This is a genomic window from Streptomyces adustus (assembly GCF_009377175.1).
Lineage (GTDB): Bacteria > Actinomycetota > Actinomycetes > Streptomycetales > Streptomycetaceae > Streptomyces > Streptomyces adustus.
In genome coordinates this window covers 1-16894 of record NZ_VJZD01000209.1, presented here as the reverse complement: position 1 = coordinate 16894, position 16894 = coordinate 1, and the positions used below count along the sequence as shown (strand labels likewise).

Genomic DNA, 16894 nt, shown 5'->3' with positions numbered 1-16894 from the left:
GAGACAGGCCCGCCCCTGCCTCCCCTTTTTCCTTCCGTCGGTCACCCCGACTTTTCTTGGGAGCGCTTCCATGCCTGAACCCATTACGCCCGTGGCCTTTCCCCCCAACTTCCTGTGGGGCGCCGCGACCTCCGCCTACCAGATCGAGGGGGCGGTGCGCGAGGGCGGCCGCACCCCCTCGATCTGGGACACCTTCAGTCATACGCCGGGCAAGACGGCCGGCGGCGACCACGGTGACATCGCTGTCGACCACTACCACCGCTTCCACGAGGACGTGGAGCTCATGGCCGGTCTGGGGCTTGGCGCGTACCGGTTCTCGATCTCCTGGTCGCGGGTGCAGCCCACCGGCCGGGGCCCGGCGGTCCAGGTCGGCCTGGACTTCTACCGCCGTCTGGTCGACGACCTGCTCGCCCATGACATCAAGCCGGCCGTCACCCTCTACCACTGGGACCTTCCGCAGGAGCTGGAGGACGCCGGCGGCTGGCCGGAGCGCGACACGGCGCTGCGTTTCGCCGAGTACGCGCAGATCGTCGGGGAGGCGCTCGGCGACCGCGTGGAGCAGTGGATCACGCTCAACGAGCCGTGGTGCAGCGCCTTCCTGGGCTACGGCTCCGGTGTGCACGCCCCCGGCCGTACGGACCCGGAGGCGTCGCTGCGCGCCGCCCACCACCTGAACCTCGCGCACGGCCTCGGCGCGAAGGCGCTGCGCTCGGTGATGCCCGCCCGCAACACGGTCGGGCTCAGCCTCAACTCCTCGGTGGTCCGGCCCCTCACCCAGGACCCGGCGGACCTGGCCGCGGCCCGCAAGATCGACGACCTCGCCAACGGTGTCTTCCACGGCCCGATCCTGCACGGCGCGTACCCGCAGTCCCTGCTGGCGGCGACCTCGTCGGTCACGGACTGGTCGTACGTCCTGGACGGCGACCTGCGGACGATCAACCAGCCGCTGGACACGCTGGGCCTGAACTACTACACGCCCACGCTGGTGTCGGCCGCCGACCCGGACCGGCAGGGCGCGCGGGCGGACGGTCACGGGGCCAGCGAGCACTCGCCCTGGCCTGCCGCCGACGACGTCGACTTCCACCAGACCCCGGGCGAGCGCACGGAGATGGGCTGGACGATCGACCCGACCGGCCTGCACGAGCTGATCATGCGGTACAACCGGGAGGCCCCGGGCCTGCCCCTGTACATCACGGAGAACGGCGCGGCGTACGACGACAAGCCGGACCCGGACGGCCGGGTCCACGACCCCGAGCGCGTCGCCTACCTGCACGGCCACCTCTCGGCGGTCCGCCGGGCCATCGCCGACGGCGCGGACGTGCGCGGCTACTACCTGTGGTCCCTGCTGGACAACTTCGAGTGGGCGTACGGCTACGAGAAGCGCTTCGGCGCGGTGTACGTGGACTACGCGACGCTGGAGCGTACGCCGAAGTCGAGCGCGCTGTGGTACGGAGAGGCGGCCCGCACGGGCACGCTGCCGGAGGTCGAGGGCGCCTGACCCCGGGCCCGCGGACGTCCCCGCCCCGGGGGAGGGGACGTCCGCGGGTCCGGAACACACGCGCGCCCCGGCCGGATGGGGGGTGGGAACCGGCCGGGGCGCGCGACCCCGTTTCCTGGATGTGGCTCGGATCAGCTGTGACTCGCGTCGGCTGTGGCCCGGGTCTGCTGTGGCCCGGGTCAGTTGAAGGCGGCGAACGCCTTCGAGAACGCGGAGTCGCCCTGGGCGATCGAGCTGCACGTGGCGTCCGCGACGTTCTTCGCGCCGCCCGCGCACTGCTTGTCACGGGTGGCGGACCACATGGACAGCCCGCCCAGGCCCTTGGACCTGGCGAAGGCGACCAGCTGGGCGGCGTCGTCGACCTTGAAGATCTCGCTGGCGACGTCGTTGACGCCGATCATCGGGGTGACGGCGACGGCCTTCCAGGCCGCGCTGTCGGAGAGGCTCAGCACGCTCTTGATCTGGGCCTGGGTGGCGGTGGCGGCCTGCTCGGCGTAGGTGCCCATGTCGCCGCTGTACGCCGGTCCGTAGTCCATCGCCATGATGTTGACGGTGGAGATGGCCACGCCGTTCTGCTTGGCGTTGGCGAGCAGGTTCACGCCGTCCTGGGTGAGGCCCTCCGGCATGACGGGGAGCGTGAAGGAGACGTCCAGGCCCGGGTGCTGCTTCTGGAGCTTGGCGATCGCCTGGGCGCGCTTGGTGTTCGCGGCCGTGTTGGGCAGCGCGCCGCCCTCGACGTCGAAGTCGACCTTGGTGAGCTTGAAGGCGTCCACGGCCTTGCCGTACGCCGCCGCAAGCGCGTCCGCCGAGGAGCAGGTGGTGGCCAGTTCGGAGCCGGACGCGCCGCCGAAGGAGACCCGGACGTCACCGCCCTTGGCGCGCAGCGCGCCGATCTGCGAGGCGACGCCATCGTTCGCCAGGTCCGAGACACCGCCGAACTTCGGGGTGCAGCCGCCGCCGTCGGTGACGAAGGCGAGGTTGTAGTTCTTGACGCCGGTCGCCGCGACGTTCGCCAGCAGGTCGTAGGCCGGGTAGAGCGAGGTGTCGACGTACGGGGCGAAGCCCGCCGTGGTGCCGGTGCCCGTGCCGGTGCTCTGCGAGGGGGACGCCGTGGGGGTCTGGGTGGCGGTCTGCGTGGGCGTCGGCGTGGCGGTCTTGGTGGGGCTCGCGGTCGGGGTCGCGGACGCGGTGGGGGTCGCCGTCTGGGTCGGGCGGCCGCTCGGCTCCGGAGTGGCTCCGGTGTCGACGGAGCAGCTCGCGCCGTCGATCAGACAGCCGGTCGGGTCGCCGCCGCCGTTGGCCACGAAGCCGACGGTGGCCGACTCGCCGGCCGCAAGTCCGTCCGTGTCCCACTTCGGCGGCTTGACGGTGACGTGCTGGCCGCTGACGGTCGACTCGCCGTCCCACAGGGAGCTGAGCTTGGTGCCCGCGGGCAGGTCGAACTCCAGGGTCCAGTCCTTCTCCCGCGCCCCGCTGTTGTTCGTGACGACGTACTGCGCGGTGTAACCCGTCGACCAGGTGCTGGTCTTGGTGTACGCGGCACCGATACCGGCCGCGTTCGCGACGCCGCTGAGGACGATGGCGCCGCCACCGATCACGGCCGCGGCGACCGCTCCGCCGATCGCCTTGTTCCTGCCACTGATTCTGCGCCGGTGCGTGCTCATCGCGTGCCTGCCTTCACTCACTGCTCACGGGGGGCGTCCCAGACCTGGGCCGTGGCAGCACGCTAGCGATCCGGAATCGGGCAAACCGCTTTATCCGGGGGGCTGTTGAAGATCTTAGGGTGCGCTTAAGGAAGGCATCGGAGACGGTTAAAGGTGAGGCGGGTGAGGCGCGTTCAGCGGACCTTCAGGCCTCGTCTGCGCCGCCGGACCCTCCCGCGGTGCCCGCCGCGCTCGGGCTTGCGCCCGTCCAGCTGGATCCAGATCCGCACCTCCGTGCCGCCGAGCACGGAGGAGCCGATCCGTACGTCGCCGCCCGTCGACTCCGCGAGCCGCCGCACGATGTCCAGGCCGAGCCCGGTCGAGCCGTCGTTGCCCGATCCCCGCCCGCGGGCCATCGCCGCCTCCGGGTCCGTGATGCCGGGCCCCGCGTCCGAGACCAGAACGATCACCGCGTCCTCGCCGTTGTGCACGTCGACCGCGAAGGCCGTGCCCTCGGGGGTGTGGCGGAAGATGTTGCCGAGCAGCGCGTCCAGCGCCGCCGCAAGGTCCGCGCGGGCCACGGGTATGCGCACCGGGTGGTCGGCCACGGCCACCCGCACCTTGCGGCCCTCGTCCTCCGCCAGTGCCGACCAGAACTTCATCCGCTCGCGCACCACCTCACCCGCGTCGCACCCCGCGCCCAGGCCCGCCGCCACGGTCTGCGGCTTGGCCTCGCGGGCCGTGCGGATGATGGTGTCGACCTCGCGCTCCAGCTGCGCGACGGCCGCCCGGGTCTGTTCGGCGGCCGGTCCGTCGCCGAGCGAGGCCGCGTTGAGCCGCAGCACGGTCAGCGGGGTGCGCAGCCGGTGGGACAGGTCGGCGGCCAGCTCCCGCTCGTTGGCGAGCAGTTGGACGACCTGATCGGCCATGGAGTTGAACGCGACTGCCGCCAGGCGTAGTTCGGTCGGGCCTTCCTCCGGCACCCGGGCGCCGAGCCGTCCTTCGCCGAGTTCGTGCGCGCCGTCGGCGAGCCGCTCGGCGGGCTGCACCATCCTGACGCCCAGCCGGTCGGCCACCGCGACCGAGCCGACGACCAGGGCGGCGCCGACCCCGGCGAGCACCGCCCAGGCCGTGCCGACCCCGTTGCTGACCTCGAACTCGGGGACGTACACCTCGACGACGGCCATCGCGCCGGAGCTCAGCGCGACCGGCTGGAGCAGGGTGGAACCGCCGCGCACCTCGGTGGTGGAGACCCGGCCCAGCCTGCGCACCATCGCGATGTCCCCGTCGGCGGCGCGCTGCCGGCCGAGCTCGACGGCCGCCTGGCCGTCGACGGCGGGTATGTGCACGGCCATCCCGGCGTCGGAGCCCGCGGAGGCGATGACGCGCTCCAGCTCGTCGCGGTCGGTGGTGATGGACAGCGCCGGGACGATCGCCGCGGCCTCCCGCTCCGCGTTGGAGAAGGCACGGTCGCGGGCCATCTCCTTGATGACCAGCCCCAGCGGCACGGCGAAGGCGATCACGACCATCGTGGTGACCGCCAGGCACACCCTGACCAGCGCCCACCTCATCGGACCGGCTCCACGGGCGGCTCCAGCTTGACGCCGACGCCCCGCAGCGTGTGCAGATAGCGCGGCCGCGCCGCCGTCTCGCCCAGCTTCCGTCGCAGCCAGGAGAGATGGACGTCTATGGTCTGGTCGTCGCCGTACGACTGCTGCCAGACCTCGGCGAGCAGCTCCCTGCGGGGCACGACGACTCCCGGCCGGCCGGCCAGGAAGGCCAGCAGGTCGAACTCGCGGCGGGTCAGATCGAGCCGGGCGCCGTCCAGTTCGGCCTGACGGCGCAGCGGGTCGACGGTCAGACCGCCGACCCGGATGACGGTGGACGGCGGGGTGTCCGCGGCGACGGCACGGGAGCGGCGCAGCACCGCGGCCATCCGCGCCGAGAGGTGCTCGACCGAGAACGGCTTGGTGAGATAGTCGTCCGCCCCGGCGTTCAACAGCCGGACGATCTCCGCCTCGTCGTCCCGGGCCGTGGCGATGATCACAGGGACGTCGGTGATGCCCCGCAGCATCTTCAAGGCCTCCGACCCGTCGAGATCGGGCAGACCGAGGTCCAGGATGACCACGTCGAAACGGAAATGAGCGACCTCGCGCAGCGCCTCCAGCGCGGTGCCGACGCTGCGCACCACATGGGCCGCGTCGGTGAGATGCCGGATGAGCGCCGAGCGGACGAACTGGTCGTCCTCGACGACGAGCACACTTGCCATGCGCCGCACCGTACGCCATCCGGGCGACCCCGATCGGCGCCTGTGGATAACTTCGACCACGTGCGGCCGGTGGGGCGGGTGAGGCAGTATGGCCCGCGATGCGCAGAGGACTTGTACACGTACTGGCCTGGCTGCTCGCCACGGGCGCGGCGGTCACGCTGTCATGGTGGGGTGTCCACACGGTGATGACGGGCACGGCCTACGACCCGCCGCGCGCCCTGCCCATCGCCGCGGCCGACCCGACCATGCAGGGGTCGAGGCCGCTGGCCTCGTCGACCCGACGGGCGACACCTTCGAAGACCCCGTCGGCCCAGGCCACCGGAGCGGCCGGCCCGACGGCCACGCACTCGCCCTCGAAGTCCGCGACGGCGAAGCCGAGTTCCAGCCCGTCCGCCACCTCCTCGGCCACGGCCGCGGCCGACAGCCGGATCAAGAGCTACGACACCAAGGGCGGCCGCTCGGTCTTCGACATCGCCGACACCTACGCGACGCTGGTGTCGGCGACCCCGGCCTCCGGCTGGTCGATGCAGGTGTTCAAGACGGAGACCTGGATCCGGGTGGAGTTCAGCGCGGGCACGGACCGGGTGTCGGTCTTCTGCACCTGGCACGACGGGCCGCCCCAGGTGCAGGTCGTCACGTACTGAGCCGGACGGGTCCGTACCCGGTCCTCGGGCCGGGGGTCAGCGGAAGACAGATGGTGGTGGGGCGGGGGACGCGACCGCCGCCGCGTCCGTGACCGCCACGGCGCCGCCGGCGAAGTCGGTGAGCGCGCGGCCGTGTTCGACCCGGCCCGGGTGGGGATCCGAGGCGGCCCGGCGGGTCAGTTCGGCGACGGGCAGCGGGAGGTCGGAGGCGACCAGCACCGCGTTGCCGAACCGCTTGCCGCGCAGCACCGTCGGATCGGCGACCACGGCGAGTTCGCCGAAGCGGGCGGCGGCGGTGGCGATCTGGCCGCGCAGATGCGCCAGCGGCGGCCCGTCCGCCAGGTTGGCGGCGTAGAGCCCGCCGGGCTTGAGCGCCCTGCGGACCTCGTCGAGGAACTCGGTCGAGGTCAGGTGGGCGGGGGTGCGGGCGCCGCTGAACACATCGGCGATGACGAGGTCGGCCCAGCCGTCCGGCACCTTGGCGAGCCCTTCCCGGGCGTCCGCGGAGCGCACCCGTATCCGTGTGTTGACCGCCAACGGAAGCTCGCGGCGAACCAGTTGCACGAGGGCCGCGTCCCGCTCGACGACCTGCTGGGTGGAGCGGGGGCGGGTGGCGGCGACATACCGGGCGAGCGTGAGGGCGCCGCCGCCGAGGTGCACGGCGTGCACGGGCCGGCCGGCCGGGGCGGTCAGGTCGATGACGTGGCCGAGGCGGCGCTGGTACTCGAAGGAGAGATACCCGGGGTCGTCCAGGTCGACGTGCGACTGCGGGGCGCCGTCGATCAGCAGGGTCCAGGCCCGCGCCCGGTCCCGGTCGCGTATCAGTTCGGCGAGCCCGCCGTCGACGGGCTCGACGACGGCGTCGTCGGCGTCCGGCCGCCGCCGGAGGTTCCTGGACTTTCCCATGCCCTCATTCTCGCAAGCACCCGCCCCGCGTGCCGCTCAGCACCACCCGACGCCCCGCCGGGAGGCCTGGCACCCCACCCACCGAGGGCTGCGCCCACGCCACGGCGCCCGGCAGCCCGCCCGGCGGGCCGACCCGCTCGACGGCGGGCGTGCCCGCTCGGCGGCTGCCGTCCCGCTCGGCGGCACCCGGGCCCGACCGGCGGCTCCCCCGCCCGGCGGCCTGTTCGCTCAACAGTTGTCCCGCTCGGACGCGCCCGCGCCTGCTCGATGGCCGTCCTGCACGGCGGTGGCCGTCCCCGCCGAGACGGCTGCCCGCTCGACGACGCCCACGCCCGCTCGACGGCTGCCCCACCCGGCGGCTGCCGGGCCGCTCGGCGACACCCGGGCCCGACCGGCGGCTGCCGGGCCCGCTCGGCGACCGGCCCTCTCGCCGGCGGTCGCGCCCGGCGGCACCCGTGTCCGGTCAGCGGCGGCTGTCGGCTGCTTCGATGAGGCGGGCCGCCTCGCCGAGGGCCCGTCGCAGGACCGCCGGATCGGTCGCGAGGTCCGCCTCGCCCGGCGGCAGCAGCCAGTCCGAGCCCTCGACCGGCGGCTCGGGGTCGGGCCGCAGCCCCCGCCCGTCGGTCTGCGTGCAGACGCTGCCGGGGACGTCCCACCCGGCCGCGGTGCCGGGCGGCACGAGGAAGCCGAGCGTGTCGCACCCGTCGTCGTGCAGTACGGGCCCCATCGCGTCCACGTCCGCCCGGCGCAGGATGTCGACCGCCTCCAGGCCCTGGCGGGCCGGCACCGTGACGAGGTCGCACCCGTCGACCTCGTCGGGCGGCCCGCCGCACTGCGGGGGCGGGAAGTGCTCCACCGTCACCGCAGTCACCGCCGTCGCCCCGGTCACCGCCGCCACCGCGGCCGCAGGCGTCACCGTCGTACAAGGACCGACGCTTTGGCTCGTCCCCATCCCGGCCTCCACCACAGAACCTTCTTGCAGTTCGGGCGGTTCAACGCGTGACGGCGTCAAGGGCTACGGCGGAATTCAGCCGCAAAGGATGGCAGTTCATGGCGGATCGGGGATGAGATATCCGGTTTGTAGCCAAACACTGCGTGGCGGGTCGACCACAACAGGTACCTTCTTGCCCGCCGGAAACAGGGTGGCACACGGACAACTCACCCCCAATCCGGCATGGTTCGACGGTTCGCACGAGAGGACCCGGCCATGGCGTCGTCAATGGTGACCTCGTCCCAGTCCAACCGGCCCACGCGGCCCAATCTCGCCTTCCGGCGGATACGCGGACACCGCTCACCGGGCGAGTTCGCCGCGCTGGTGCGGCGGGCCGCTCGCGAGATCGGCGAGCAGGTCAGCTGCGACGCCCGCTACATCGGCCGGGTGGAGGCGGGCGAGATCCGCTGCCCCAACTACGCGTACGAACGGGTGTTCCTGCACATGTTCCCCGGCCGCACGCTCACCGACCTCGGCTTCGTGCCCCGTTCGACCGTCCGCGGACGGTCGGCGCGGGCGGACGGAGAGGCGCCCCAGGCTCACTCCATGAGCCCGGCGCACACCACCGGTGAGACGCATGAGGCGTACGAGCCGTATGAAACGCAGGACCCGCAGGACCCGTACGAAACGCACCACGACCACGAGGAGAGCGACGTGCTGCGTCGCGCATTCATGACCCGCGGGGGCGCCACCATGGCGGCCGCCTCTCTGGCTCCCCTGGGGCTCCCGCACGACGCCGTGGCGGCGGACCGCCCGCCCCGGCGTCCCGGAGTCCGCGAGGCGAGCGCCCTGGAGGAGGCCGTCCGCCGCATCCGGCTGCTCGACGACCGGCACGGCGCCGACGGCCTCTACCGGCGCGCGGCGGCCCCGCTGCGCACCGCGTACGCGCTGCTGGACGCCGGCGCGACCCGGCAGGCGACCGTCGACCGGCTCCACTCGGGCGCCGGTGAACTGGCCATCTCGGTGGGCTGGCTGGCCCACGACTCGGGCAGGTACGACGACGCCCGCTCGCACTACGCGGAGGCGCTCGCCACCGCCCGGGTGACCGACGATCCGGCGCTGGAGGCGCACGCCTTCTGCAACACGGCCTTCCTCGCCCGCGACTCGGGCCGCCCCCGGGAGGCGGTGCGGGCCGCGCAGGCCGCGCAGCGGGTGGCCCGCCCGCTGGGCTCGGCCCGGCTGATGTCGCTGCTCGCCCTGCGCGAGGCGGGCGGCTGGGCGGGCCTGGCCGACCGCACCGGCTGCGAGCAGGCCCTGGTGCGGGCCCAGGCGCTCTACGAACGGGGCCCGTGCGACGCCGACCCCGAGTGGATGAGTTTCTACGGGGAGGCGGAGCTGGAGGGCCTGGAGGCCCAGTGCTGGTCCACGCTGGGCGACTGGGAGCGGGCGGCCCGGCACGCCCGGCAGGCGGCCCGGCTCCAGGATCCGCACTTCACCCGGAACATCGCCCTGTACACGGCCGAACTCGCCGACGACCTCGCCCGCGGCGGACGTCCCGACGAGGCGGCCACGGCCGGGATGCGGGTGCTGGACCTGCTGGACGAGGTGCAGTCCTCGCGCATCCAGACGATGCTGGCGGGAACCGCGCGGGTGCTGCTGCCGCACCGGCGGGCCTCAGGGGTCTCGGCGTTCCTGGAACGCCACGCCGGCCGCCCCCGCACGCCGTGACCGCCCCGCGCACCCTCAGCGCCCCGCACGCCATAGGCACCGCGCACGTCGCGACCGCCCCGCGCGGCGCTCAGGCGGCCGCCAGGTGCCCCAGGTCGTTCCAGCTCTCGATCGCGGGTTCCCCGTACGCCCAGCCGAGCGCGGACAGCGACGTCGGGTTCAGCCGGATCCGTGCCGCGAACGCGATCGGCAGCCCCAGCCAGCGGGCGCCGATCGACCGCAGGATGTGTCCGTGGGCGAAGACCAGCACGTCCCGGTCCTCCTCGCGCGCCCAGGAGACCACCTCGTCCGCCCGCGCGGTCACCTGCGCCAGGGTCTCGCCCTGCGGCACACCGTCGCGCCAGATCAGCCAGCCCGGCCGCACGGCCTGGATCTCGGCCGGGGTCATGCCCTCGTAGGCGCCGTAGTCCCACTCCATGAGCGTGTCCCAGGTGCGCGCGCGGTCGCCGAAACCGGCGATTTCGCAGGTCTCACGCGCGCGCACGAGGGGACTGGTGCGCACCTCGACACCGGGCAGCCCGTCGAACGGCGCCCCGCGCAGCCGCTCGCCCAGCAGTTCGGCACCGCGTCGGCCCTCGTCGAGAAGGGGGATGTCGGTCCTGCCGGTGTGCTTGCCGGACAACGACCACTGCGTCTGTCCGTGCCGAGCCAGCAGGATGCGCGGTGCCATGAGCGACCTTCCGGGAAGTCTTCGTTCCGATCTCCTCCATCATCGCTCACCACCGGCGAGGGCAACCCGAGGGGCGACCGCTGCGTCTTTGAGAGCCGGGGGCCCGGAGCCAGGTGCGCGTGAACGCCGTAAAGTGTCACGGCCGCGCCACCGGGCGCATCAGGGACCACGGAGGGGAAGGGCGAATCGGATGCCGCAGACGGAGGCACCTCGCATCGAGGCGGCCCCTCGGACCCGGCTGCGCTGGTGGACCGAGCTGCCGCTGATCCTGCTGGTGTACGGCTGTTACTCCGCGGGCCGGCTCCTGGCGAGGGGTGACATATCCGGCGCCGTGGACCACGGCACGGCGATCCTGCGCATCGAGAAGTTCCTGCGCCTCAACGCCGAGCACCCGCTCAACCGGCTGTTCACGCGTGAGGCGTGGCTCGGCGTGCCGGCCGACTTCTGGTACGCGTCACTGCACTACCTGGTCACGCCCGCCCTCCTGGTCTGGCTGTTCCGCTCCCGCACCGAGCTCTACCGGACGGCCCGCACCTGGCTGATGACCTCGACCTTCATAGGTCTGATCGGCTTCACCCTGCTGCCCACCTGCCCGCCCCGGCTGCTGTCGCCGGAGTACGGCTTCGTGGACACGATGGCCCAGTACAGCTCGTACGGCTGGTGGGGCGGCGAGGCGAGCGCGCCGCGCGGCATGGGCGGCATGACCAACCAGTACGCCGCGATGCCGAGCCTGCACGTGGGCTGGGCGCTGTGGTGCGGGGTCATGCTCTGGCGCCACGGCGGCACCCGCACGGCGAAGGCGGCCGGGATCATCTACCCGCTGTTCACCACGATCGTGGTGATGGGCACCGCCAACCACTACTTCCTCGACGCGGTCGCGGGCGCGGCCGTGATGGGCGTCGGACTGCTGCTGACACCGCTGGTGACGCGGATCGCGGACCGGATCCGGACGGCCCTGGCGACCCGTTGGGGGACACGCCTCCCGGCCGCCCCGGCGACCTCTGTCGGCGCAGGCACCCCGATTGTCAGTGCCGGATGCCAGACTTCCCCGGGTGAGCGATTTCCACGGCAGCGCGACGCGCGGCTCGGGTCCGGAGCCGAGCCCGGTGCCTCCCCCACGGACGCCGGCGAGGGCACTCCGGCAGCGGCTCGCTGAGCTGCGCGGACCCGACGTAGCGGCGAAGGCGCTGGACGCGCGCGCCCTCGCGGCGCTCGCCGCCAACCCCGGATGCAGACGGCGCGCGCTCCTCGACGGCGCCGGTGTGGACAAGACGGCGCTGGCGGGCGCGCTCGGCTCGCCGTCGGTCTTCGGCCAGTCGCAGTTCGCCTTCACCCGCGGCAACGCGTTCGAGGCCCGGGTCAAGGCGGACGGCGGCGCGGAGCTGCTGCGGCTGGTGCACGAGAGACTGGACCGGACCGCCCCGCCGCCCGAACCGGGCCGGGTCCACTCCCCCGACCTGGCCGCCGTCGGCCCCGAGGGCCGCACCGCGCGGACGGCGCTGGCGCTGCGCGAGGCCACCGGGACGCCCGGCGTCTGGACGCTGCTCGACCATCCGATGCTCGCGCTCGACGTGGCGGGCTCCCCGGCCTTCCTCGAACCGGACGCGGTGGTGGTGCACCCGGACGGCAGCTGGACAGTCGTGGAGATCAAGTCCTTCCCGCTGCTGGACGGCTCGGCGGACCCGGCGAAGGTCGGCGCGGCCGCCCGGCAGGCCGCGGTGTACGTGCTGGCGCTGGAGGCGGTGGCCGCCCGGCTGGAGTCGGTCCCGCGGGTGCGCGACCGGATCCTGCTGGTGTGCCCCAAGGACTTCTCCAACCTGCCCACCGCCTCGGCCGTCGACGTGCGCAAGCAGCGCGCGGTCACCAGTCGGCAGCTGGCCCGGCTCACCCGCCTCCAGGACATCGCCGACGCCGTCCCCGAGGGCGCCTGCTTCTCCCCCGAGCTGCCCGCCGAGGAGCTCACGGCCGCCGTCGAGTCCGTTCCCGCCGCGTACGCCCCCGAGTGCCTGGCCGCCTGCGAGCTGGCCTTCCACTGCCGTGACCGCTCCCGCCAGGACGGCGCGGTGACCTCGCTGGGCCGCTCGGTGCGGGCCGACCTGGGCGGTCTGGCCACGGTCGAGGACGTCCTCGCGGCGGCCCGCGGCGAGGCCGGCGACCCGGCCGACCCGGCGGTGGCGGCACTGCGCCGGGCCCACCGGCTGCGTGCCGAGGCGCTCGGTGCGACATCCGGACGGACATTCGCCCAGGCATCCGGTCCGGCATTCGACCAGACGTTCGGTCAGGCATTCGGTCAGGAGGCGGCTCCTTGTCCCTGATCTCCACTCTCGCCCGGCTGGAGGCCGTCGCCACCGGACGTGCCCAGCCCACCGCGACCGTGCGGCACCGGCACCTGTCCGAGCGGCCGCTGGTCCTCGTGCCGCTGGTCACCGCGGGCGAGGCCGGTGCTCCGCTCGGCGCGCTGGTCGGCACCGACCGCCACGCGCCGACCCTGCTCGTCGTGCCGCAGCCGCGCGACCGCGACCTGCGGTTCGCGTTCCTGGCCGAGCTGGCCGACGTGGTCCTTCCCTACGTCGACGAGTACGCGGAGGCGGTCGAGGCCGCCGAGCGCAGCGAGACCGACCCGGAGACCGGCAAGCGGGTCAAGGTCGAGGTCGAGCTGTGCGCGGACGCGCCCCAGCTGATCGTGCCGAGCCGGGCCGGCCTGGACTTCGTACGGCTGCTGGGGCGCTCCATGCGCTTTCGCCGCACCGCCGAACAGGATCCGGAGACCCCGCATCCGGCGCCGCCGCGGGTGCCGCTGCTGGGGCGCTGGCTGACCCATTTCGGGGAGCGCTCCCGGGTGCCCGGCTCCGCGCTGCTGCTGGCCCTGACCGAGGTGCTGGGCCGGCACTGGGCGACCGGCCAGTCCAGCCTGGAGGATCAGCACCTGGGCGCGCTGCTGGCCTGGATCGACCCGCCGCAGGGCGTCCCGGGCGCCGAGGCCGCGCTGCGCGCCGAGCTCGGCCGCGACGCGGACGGCCAGTTGCTGTGCCCGCCGGCGGGCCCGGCGACCGACCCTGCGTTCGACAACAAGCTGCTCGCGCCCGCGATCGAGCGCTACGACCGCGCGCGTACCGCCCTGGCCACCGCAGAGGACGGGCTGGAGGCGGACGACCGGCTCGGTGAGCTGACCGCCGCCGAGCGGGCGATCCGCGCCCTGGTCGCCGACGCCACCCGGCCCACCTGGGACAAGGTGTGGGACGGTCTGGAGCTGCTGCGTGCGCTGCCGGAGGGGGCGCATGTCGAGGAGCGGTGGACGCGCGACCGCTGGTCGTTCACCGCCCATCGCGACCGGGTGCTGGCCGGGGAGCCCCCGCAGCCGCGCCGCGACGACGCGGTCACCGCGGCCGGCAAGCTCGCCGCCCGCGAGCGCGAACAGGCCCGTCTCGAGGCCCAGGAGGCACTGGACGACCCGCTGGTGATGGCGGGCCGGCGGCTGGCCGGGGAGGCGTTCGCGGGCGAGGTCACGGATGTCGTCATGGCGTACAGCGAGGGCAGACGGCCCAGCCCGCGCCCGCTGGTCACCGTGTGCACCGACGACCTGCCGTACCTGGGCGAACGGGTCAAGGTCCACCGCTCGCTGGGCGGGAAACCGCAGGCGGCCGAGTTCGTCGGGTACGAGGGCGAGGGGCTGCTCGTGCTGCGGATCCTCGACCGGATGGGCCGCGGCAAGGAGCCCGAGGCCGGGTCCGTGCCGGAGAAGGGCGACCTGATCTGCTTCACCCTGTTCGAGCACGACCAGCGCGGCGGCGCGAAGCTGCCCGATCCGGAGCACACGCCGTGGACGCACGGCGGGCCCCCAGGTGAGGCGGCCGCCTTGCCGGAGGCCGCCGACCCCGTCACCGAGGAGGACCTCCTGTGATCACCGAGGCCGCATTCGACCCCGGTGCCGCGGCCGCGCGGGCCACCGAGGCGATCCTGCGCGACACGGTGCAGGGTTCCCATCGGGGGGTCGTCGTCGACTCCCCGCCGGGCGCGGGCAAGTCCACGCTCGTGGTGCGCGCCGCGCTGGAACTCGCCGACGCCGGTCGTCCCCTGATGGTCGTCGCGCAGACCAACGCGCAGGTCGACGACCTGGTCTCCCGGCTCGCCGAGAAGAGCCCCGGCCTGCCGGTCGGCCGACTGCACAGCAGCGACGCCGACCCGTACGACAAGGCGCTGGACGCCCTGCCACAGGTCCGCAAGTCGGCGAAGGCGGCGGACCTCGCCGGGCTGCCGGTGGTCGTCTCCACCGCGGCCAAGTGGGCCCACGTCAAGGTCGACGAGCCGTGGCGGCACGCGATCGTCGACGAGGCCTACCAGATGCGCTCGGACGCGCTGCTCGCCGTGGCCGGCCTGTTCGAGCGGGCGCTGTTCGTGGGCGACCCCGGGCAGCTGGACCCGTTCGCGCTCGTGGGCAGCGAGCAGTGGGCGGGCCTGTCGTACGACCCCTCGGCCTCCGCGGTGACGACCCTGCTGGCCCACAACCCCGAGCTGCCGCAGCACCGGCTGCCGGTGTCCTGGCGGCTGCCGGCCTCGGCGGCGCCCCTGGTCTCGGACGCCTTCTACCCGTTCACCCCGTTCCGCAGCGGCACGGACCACGACGACCGGCGGCTCTCCTTCGCCGTCCCGTCGGACGGCTCGGGCCCGGACCGGGTGATCGACGAGGCCGCGCTGTCGGGCTGGGGCCTGCTCGAACTGCCCACGCGGCACACCCCGCGCACCGATCCGGAGGCGGTGCGCGCGGTGGCCACGGTGGTCCGGCGGCTGCTGGACCGCGGCGGCGCGGCGGCCTCGGAGCGCTCCGCCGCGGCCGCTCCCCTCACCGCCGACCGCATCGCCGTCGGTACGGCGCACCGGGACCAGGCGGCGGCGGTACGGGCCGCGCTGGCCGAGCTGGGCGTCGCGGACGTCGCCGTGGACACGGCGAACCGGCTCCAGGGCCGGGAGTTCGACGTGACGGTGGTCCTCCACCCGCTCTCCGGCCGCCCCGACGCCACCGCCTTCCACCTGGAGACGGGCCGGCTGTGCGTCCTGGCCTCCCGCCACCGGCACGCCTGCATCGTGGTGTGCCGGGCCGGGGTGAGCGACCTCCTGGACGACTATCCGTCGACGGAACCGGTCCAGCTGGGCACCCTCGTGAAGTTCCCGGACGGCTGGGAGGCCAACCACGCGGTACTGGCCCGCCTGGCCGAACACCGGGTGACCTGGCGGCCCTGACCACCCCGGCCGGACGGGACCCGGCGCGCGCCGCCCCGCCCGCCGGACGGAGTCCGGCACGCCGCCGAAGGCGGCCCACAGGCACAGCCCCCGACGGCTGGGAGGCCAACCACGCGGTACCGGCCCGCCTGGCCGAACACCGAGTGACCTGGCGGCCGTGAACGCCCCGACCGCCGGGGGCTCCCGGCCCCGCGGGCGTCCCGTGGGCCGGGGGCCCGGCGTGGCGGGGGACGCGGGAACAACGCGGGTGCCGGAGGGCTTGAGAGTGCGGGGCACTGCGTCTTCCGGCGGTGTCGCCCGTCCCGGTATGCCCTTGCGCCCCCGGGAGAGAATGGAGGGTGGACCACCCGAAGGCGGTGCCACCCGCAACCGTACGAGGAGGAGAAGACATGGCGGAGCCCACGCCGCGTCGCAACGAACCGCGGCTACGCCCCGCGCCCCTGCTCTTCGAGCCCGCGGAAGTGGCGGCCGACCCGGAGCACTTCTTCGACCTGGAGTCGATCGACGATCCGGCGGCGCTGCTGGCCCGGGCGACGGAGCTGACGCTGGCGTTCCAGGCGGCCGCGGACCGGGCGGTGGAGTTCCAGGCCCTCGCCGCCGCCCAGCTGGCCGATCCACGCCGGTTCGACCGGCTCACGGCGGCGGACATCGCCGCGCGGGCCGAGTGGACCGAGGACTACGCGAAGAAGATGGTCGAGTTCGGCCGGGACCTGATGCGCGGCGGCGTCGAGGGCCGGGAGCACGTCGACCCGGTCTGACGGGCGGCCGTACCCGCGAGCACCCCCACGGCATATGCCAGGCAGGCAAGATACTCGCCCTCACCCCCTCTTGTCCCGGTTTCCGGCAACCGTCGGAAACCGTCCGCTCACAGCCGGTAGATGTGGGCGACATGAGCAGCACACGGGAAGAGCCGGCCTCGGGCCGCGACCGCTGCGACGTCTCGGGGGTCACCGCGGACGGCGCCGACTGGCTGGCCTCCGCCGGGACGTATCCGCGCAGCACGCTCGCGTTCTGGCGCGAGCGGCCCCATGCCCCGGTCGTGCTGCCCTGCGGGTCGGTCTTCGACATCGTCAGCGCTCCCGCGATCTTCGGACGCCGGATGCTGGACCGGCTCTGGGAAGAAGGGCCGGGTTCCGGGCCGGTGGCCGTGTTCCGCGGGCGGATGCTGCTGTTCGCCGCGCCCGGCACGGCCCAGCGGCTGCCCTCCCTGCTGGAGTGGGAGGAGTGGGGGTTCCGCCGCCGCCGGGACGGCCGTACGCAGACCGTTCCGCCGCTGCTGTGCCACGGCGGCGGCGACGCGGTGACCGTACCGCCCCTCACCCCCGCGACGCCCGGCCCGGCCGCTTCCGAGCCCACCGCCGCCGACT

The 16894-nt window shown here is 74.0% G+C and carries 15 protein-coding genes; 9 read left to right on the top strand and 6 right to left on the bottom strand.

The window, feature by feature from the left end; translation table 11 throughout:
• The first annotated feature begins 70 nt into the window (after positions 1–70).
• On the top strand, positions 71–1498 hold the full coding sequence (locus tag FNH09_RS35170) for a GH1 family beta-glucosidase (RefSeq protein ID WP_152893948.1): 1428 nt from the start codon (positions 71–73) through the stop codon (positions 1496–1498).
• A gap of 179 nt (positions 1499–1677) precedes the next feature.
• On the opposite strand, the gene FNH09_RS35165 is transcribed toward FNH09_RS35170, so the two are convergent.
• The 3 genes from FNH09_RS35165 to FNH09_RS35155 form a co-directional block, all read right to left on the bottom strand.
• Positions 1678–3162: a glycoside hydrolase family 18 protein gene (locus FNH09_RS35165; protein WP_152893947.1), complete on the bottom strand. Its 1485-nt coding sequence runs from the start codon at positions 3160–3162 to the stop codon at positions 1678–1680.
• Between the two features lie 173 nt (positions 3163–3335).
• Complete coding sequence (locus tag FNH09_RS35160; RefSeq protein ID WP_152893946.1) at positions 3336–4712, bottom strand: sensor histidine kinase; 1377 nt, start codon at positions 4710–4712, stop codon at positions 3336–3338.
• Entirely contained in the window at positions 4709–5410 is a 702-nt protein-coding gene (locus FNH09_RS35155; protein WP_152893945.1) for a response regulator transcription factor, read from the bottom strand. The genes FNH09_RS35160 and FNH09_RS35155 overlap by 4 nt, the downstream gene beginning before the upstream one ends.
• A gap of 98 nt (positions 5411–5508) precedes the next feature.
• Here FNH09_RS35155 and FNH09_RS35150 point away from each other — a divergent pair, with 98 nt between their 5' ends.
• Complete coding sequence (locus FNH09_RS35150) at positions 5509–6054, top strand: hypothetical protein (protein ID WP_152893944.1); 546 nt, start codon at positions 5509–5511, stop codon at positions 6052–6054.
• Positions 6055–6090: 36 nt separating this feature from the next.
• Here the strand turns inward: FNH09_RS35150 and FNH09_RS35145 are convergent, their stop codons facing one another.
• Both FNH09_RS35145 and FNH09_RS49100 read right to left on the bottom strand, forming a co-directional pair.
• Positions 6091–6960 carry a spermidine synthase gene (locus FNH09_RS35145; protein ID WP_152893943.1) on the bottom strand — a complete coding sequence of 290 codons (870 nt, stop codon included), beginning with the start codon at positions 6958–6960 and terminating at the stop codon, positions 6091–6093.
• A 463-nt stretch (positions 6961–7423) separates the two neighbouring features.
• On the bottom strand, positions 7424–7912 hold the full coding sequence (locus FNH09_RS49100; protein ID WP_238427303.1) for a hypothetical protein: 489 nt from the start codon (positions 7910–7912) through the stop codon (positions 7424–7426).
• A 255-nt stretch (positions 7913–8167) separates the two neighbouring features.
• Between FNH09_RS49100 and FNH09_RS35135 the strand changes: the two genes are divergently transcribed.
• Positions 8168–9619, top strand: a complete 1452-nt coding sequence (locus FNH09_RS35135; protein ID WP_152893942.1) for an NsdA family TPR-like regulatory protein — start codon at positions 8168–8170, stop codon at positions 9617–9619.
• A 70-nt stretch (positions 9620–9689) separates the two neighbouring features.
• On the opposite strand, the gene FNH09_RS35130 is transcribed toward FNH09_RS35135, so the two are convergent.
• A complete protein-coding gene (locus FNH09_RS35130) occupies positions 9690–10289 on the bottom strand; it encodes a histidine phosphatase family protein (RefSeq protein ID WP_152893941.1) in 600 nt (199 codons plus the stop codon).
• 190 nt (positions 10290–10479) lie between these two features.
• On the opposite strand from FNH09_RS35130, the gene FNH09_RS35125 reads away from it, so the two are divergent.
• The 6 genes from FNH09_RS35125 to FNH09_RS35100 form a co-directional block, all read left to right on the top strand.
• On the top strand, positions 10480–11445 hold the full coding sequence (locus tag FNH09_RS35125) for a phosphatase PAP2 family protein (RefSeq protein ID WP_152893940.1): 966 nt from the start codon (positions 10480–10482) through the stop codon (positions 11443–11445).
• Positions 11396–12604 carry a hypothetical protein gene (locus FNH09_RS35120; RefSeq protein WP_338017787.1) on the top strand — a complete coding sequence of 403 codons (1209 nt, stop codon included), beginning with the start codon at positions 11396–11398 and terminating at the stop codon, positions 12602–12604. The genes FNH09_RS35125 and FNH09_RS35120 overlap by 50 nt, the downstream gene beginning before the upstream one ends.
• The gene (locus FNH09_RS35115; RefSeq protein ID WP_152893939.1) at positions 12595–14190 is read left to right on the top strand and encodes a hypothetical protein; all 1596 of its coding nucleotides are present in this window, start codon (positions 12595–12597) and stop codon (positions 14188–14190) included. The genes FNH09_RS35120 and FNH09_RS35115 overlap by 10 nt, the downstream gene beginning before the upstream one ends.
• Entirely contained in the window at positions 14190–15527 is a 1338-nt protein-coding gene (locus tag FNH09_RS35110; RefSeq protein WP_162469568.1) for an AAA domain-containing protein, read from the top strand. Before FNH09_RS35115 ends, FNH09_RS35110 begins: the two co-directional genes overlap by 1 nt.
• Before the next feature lie 389 nt (positions 15528–15916).
• On the top strand, positions 15917–16285 hold the full coding sequence (locus FNH09_RS35105; RefSeq protein ID WP_152893938.1) for a hypothetical protein: 369 nt from the start codon (positions 15917–15919) through the stop codon (positions 16283–16285).
• 131 nt (positions 16286–16416) lie between these two features.
• On the top strand, positions 16417–16894 hold a 478-nt coding region (locus FNH09_RS35100; RefSeq protein ID WP_152893937.1), incomplete at its 3' end, for a bifunctional DNA primase/polymerase.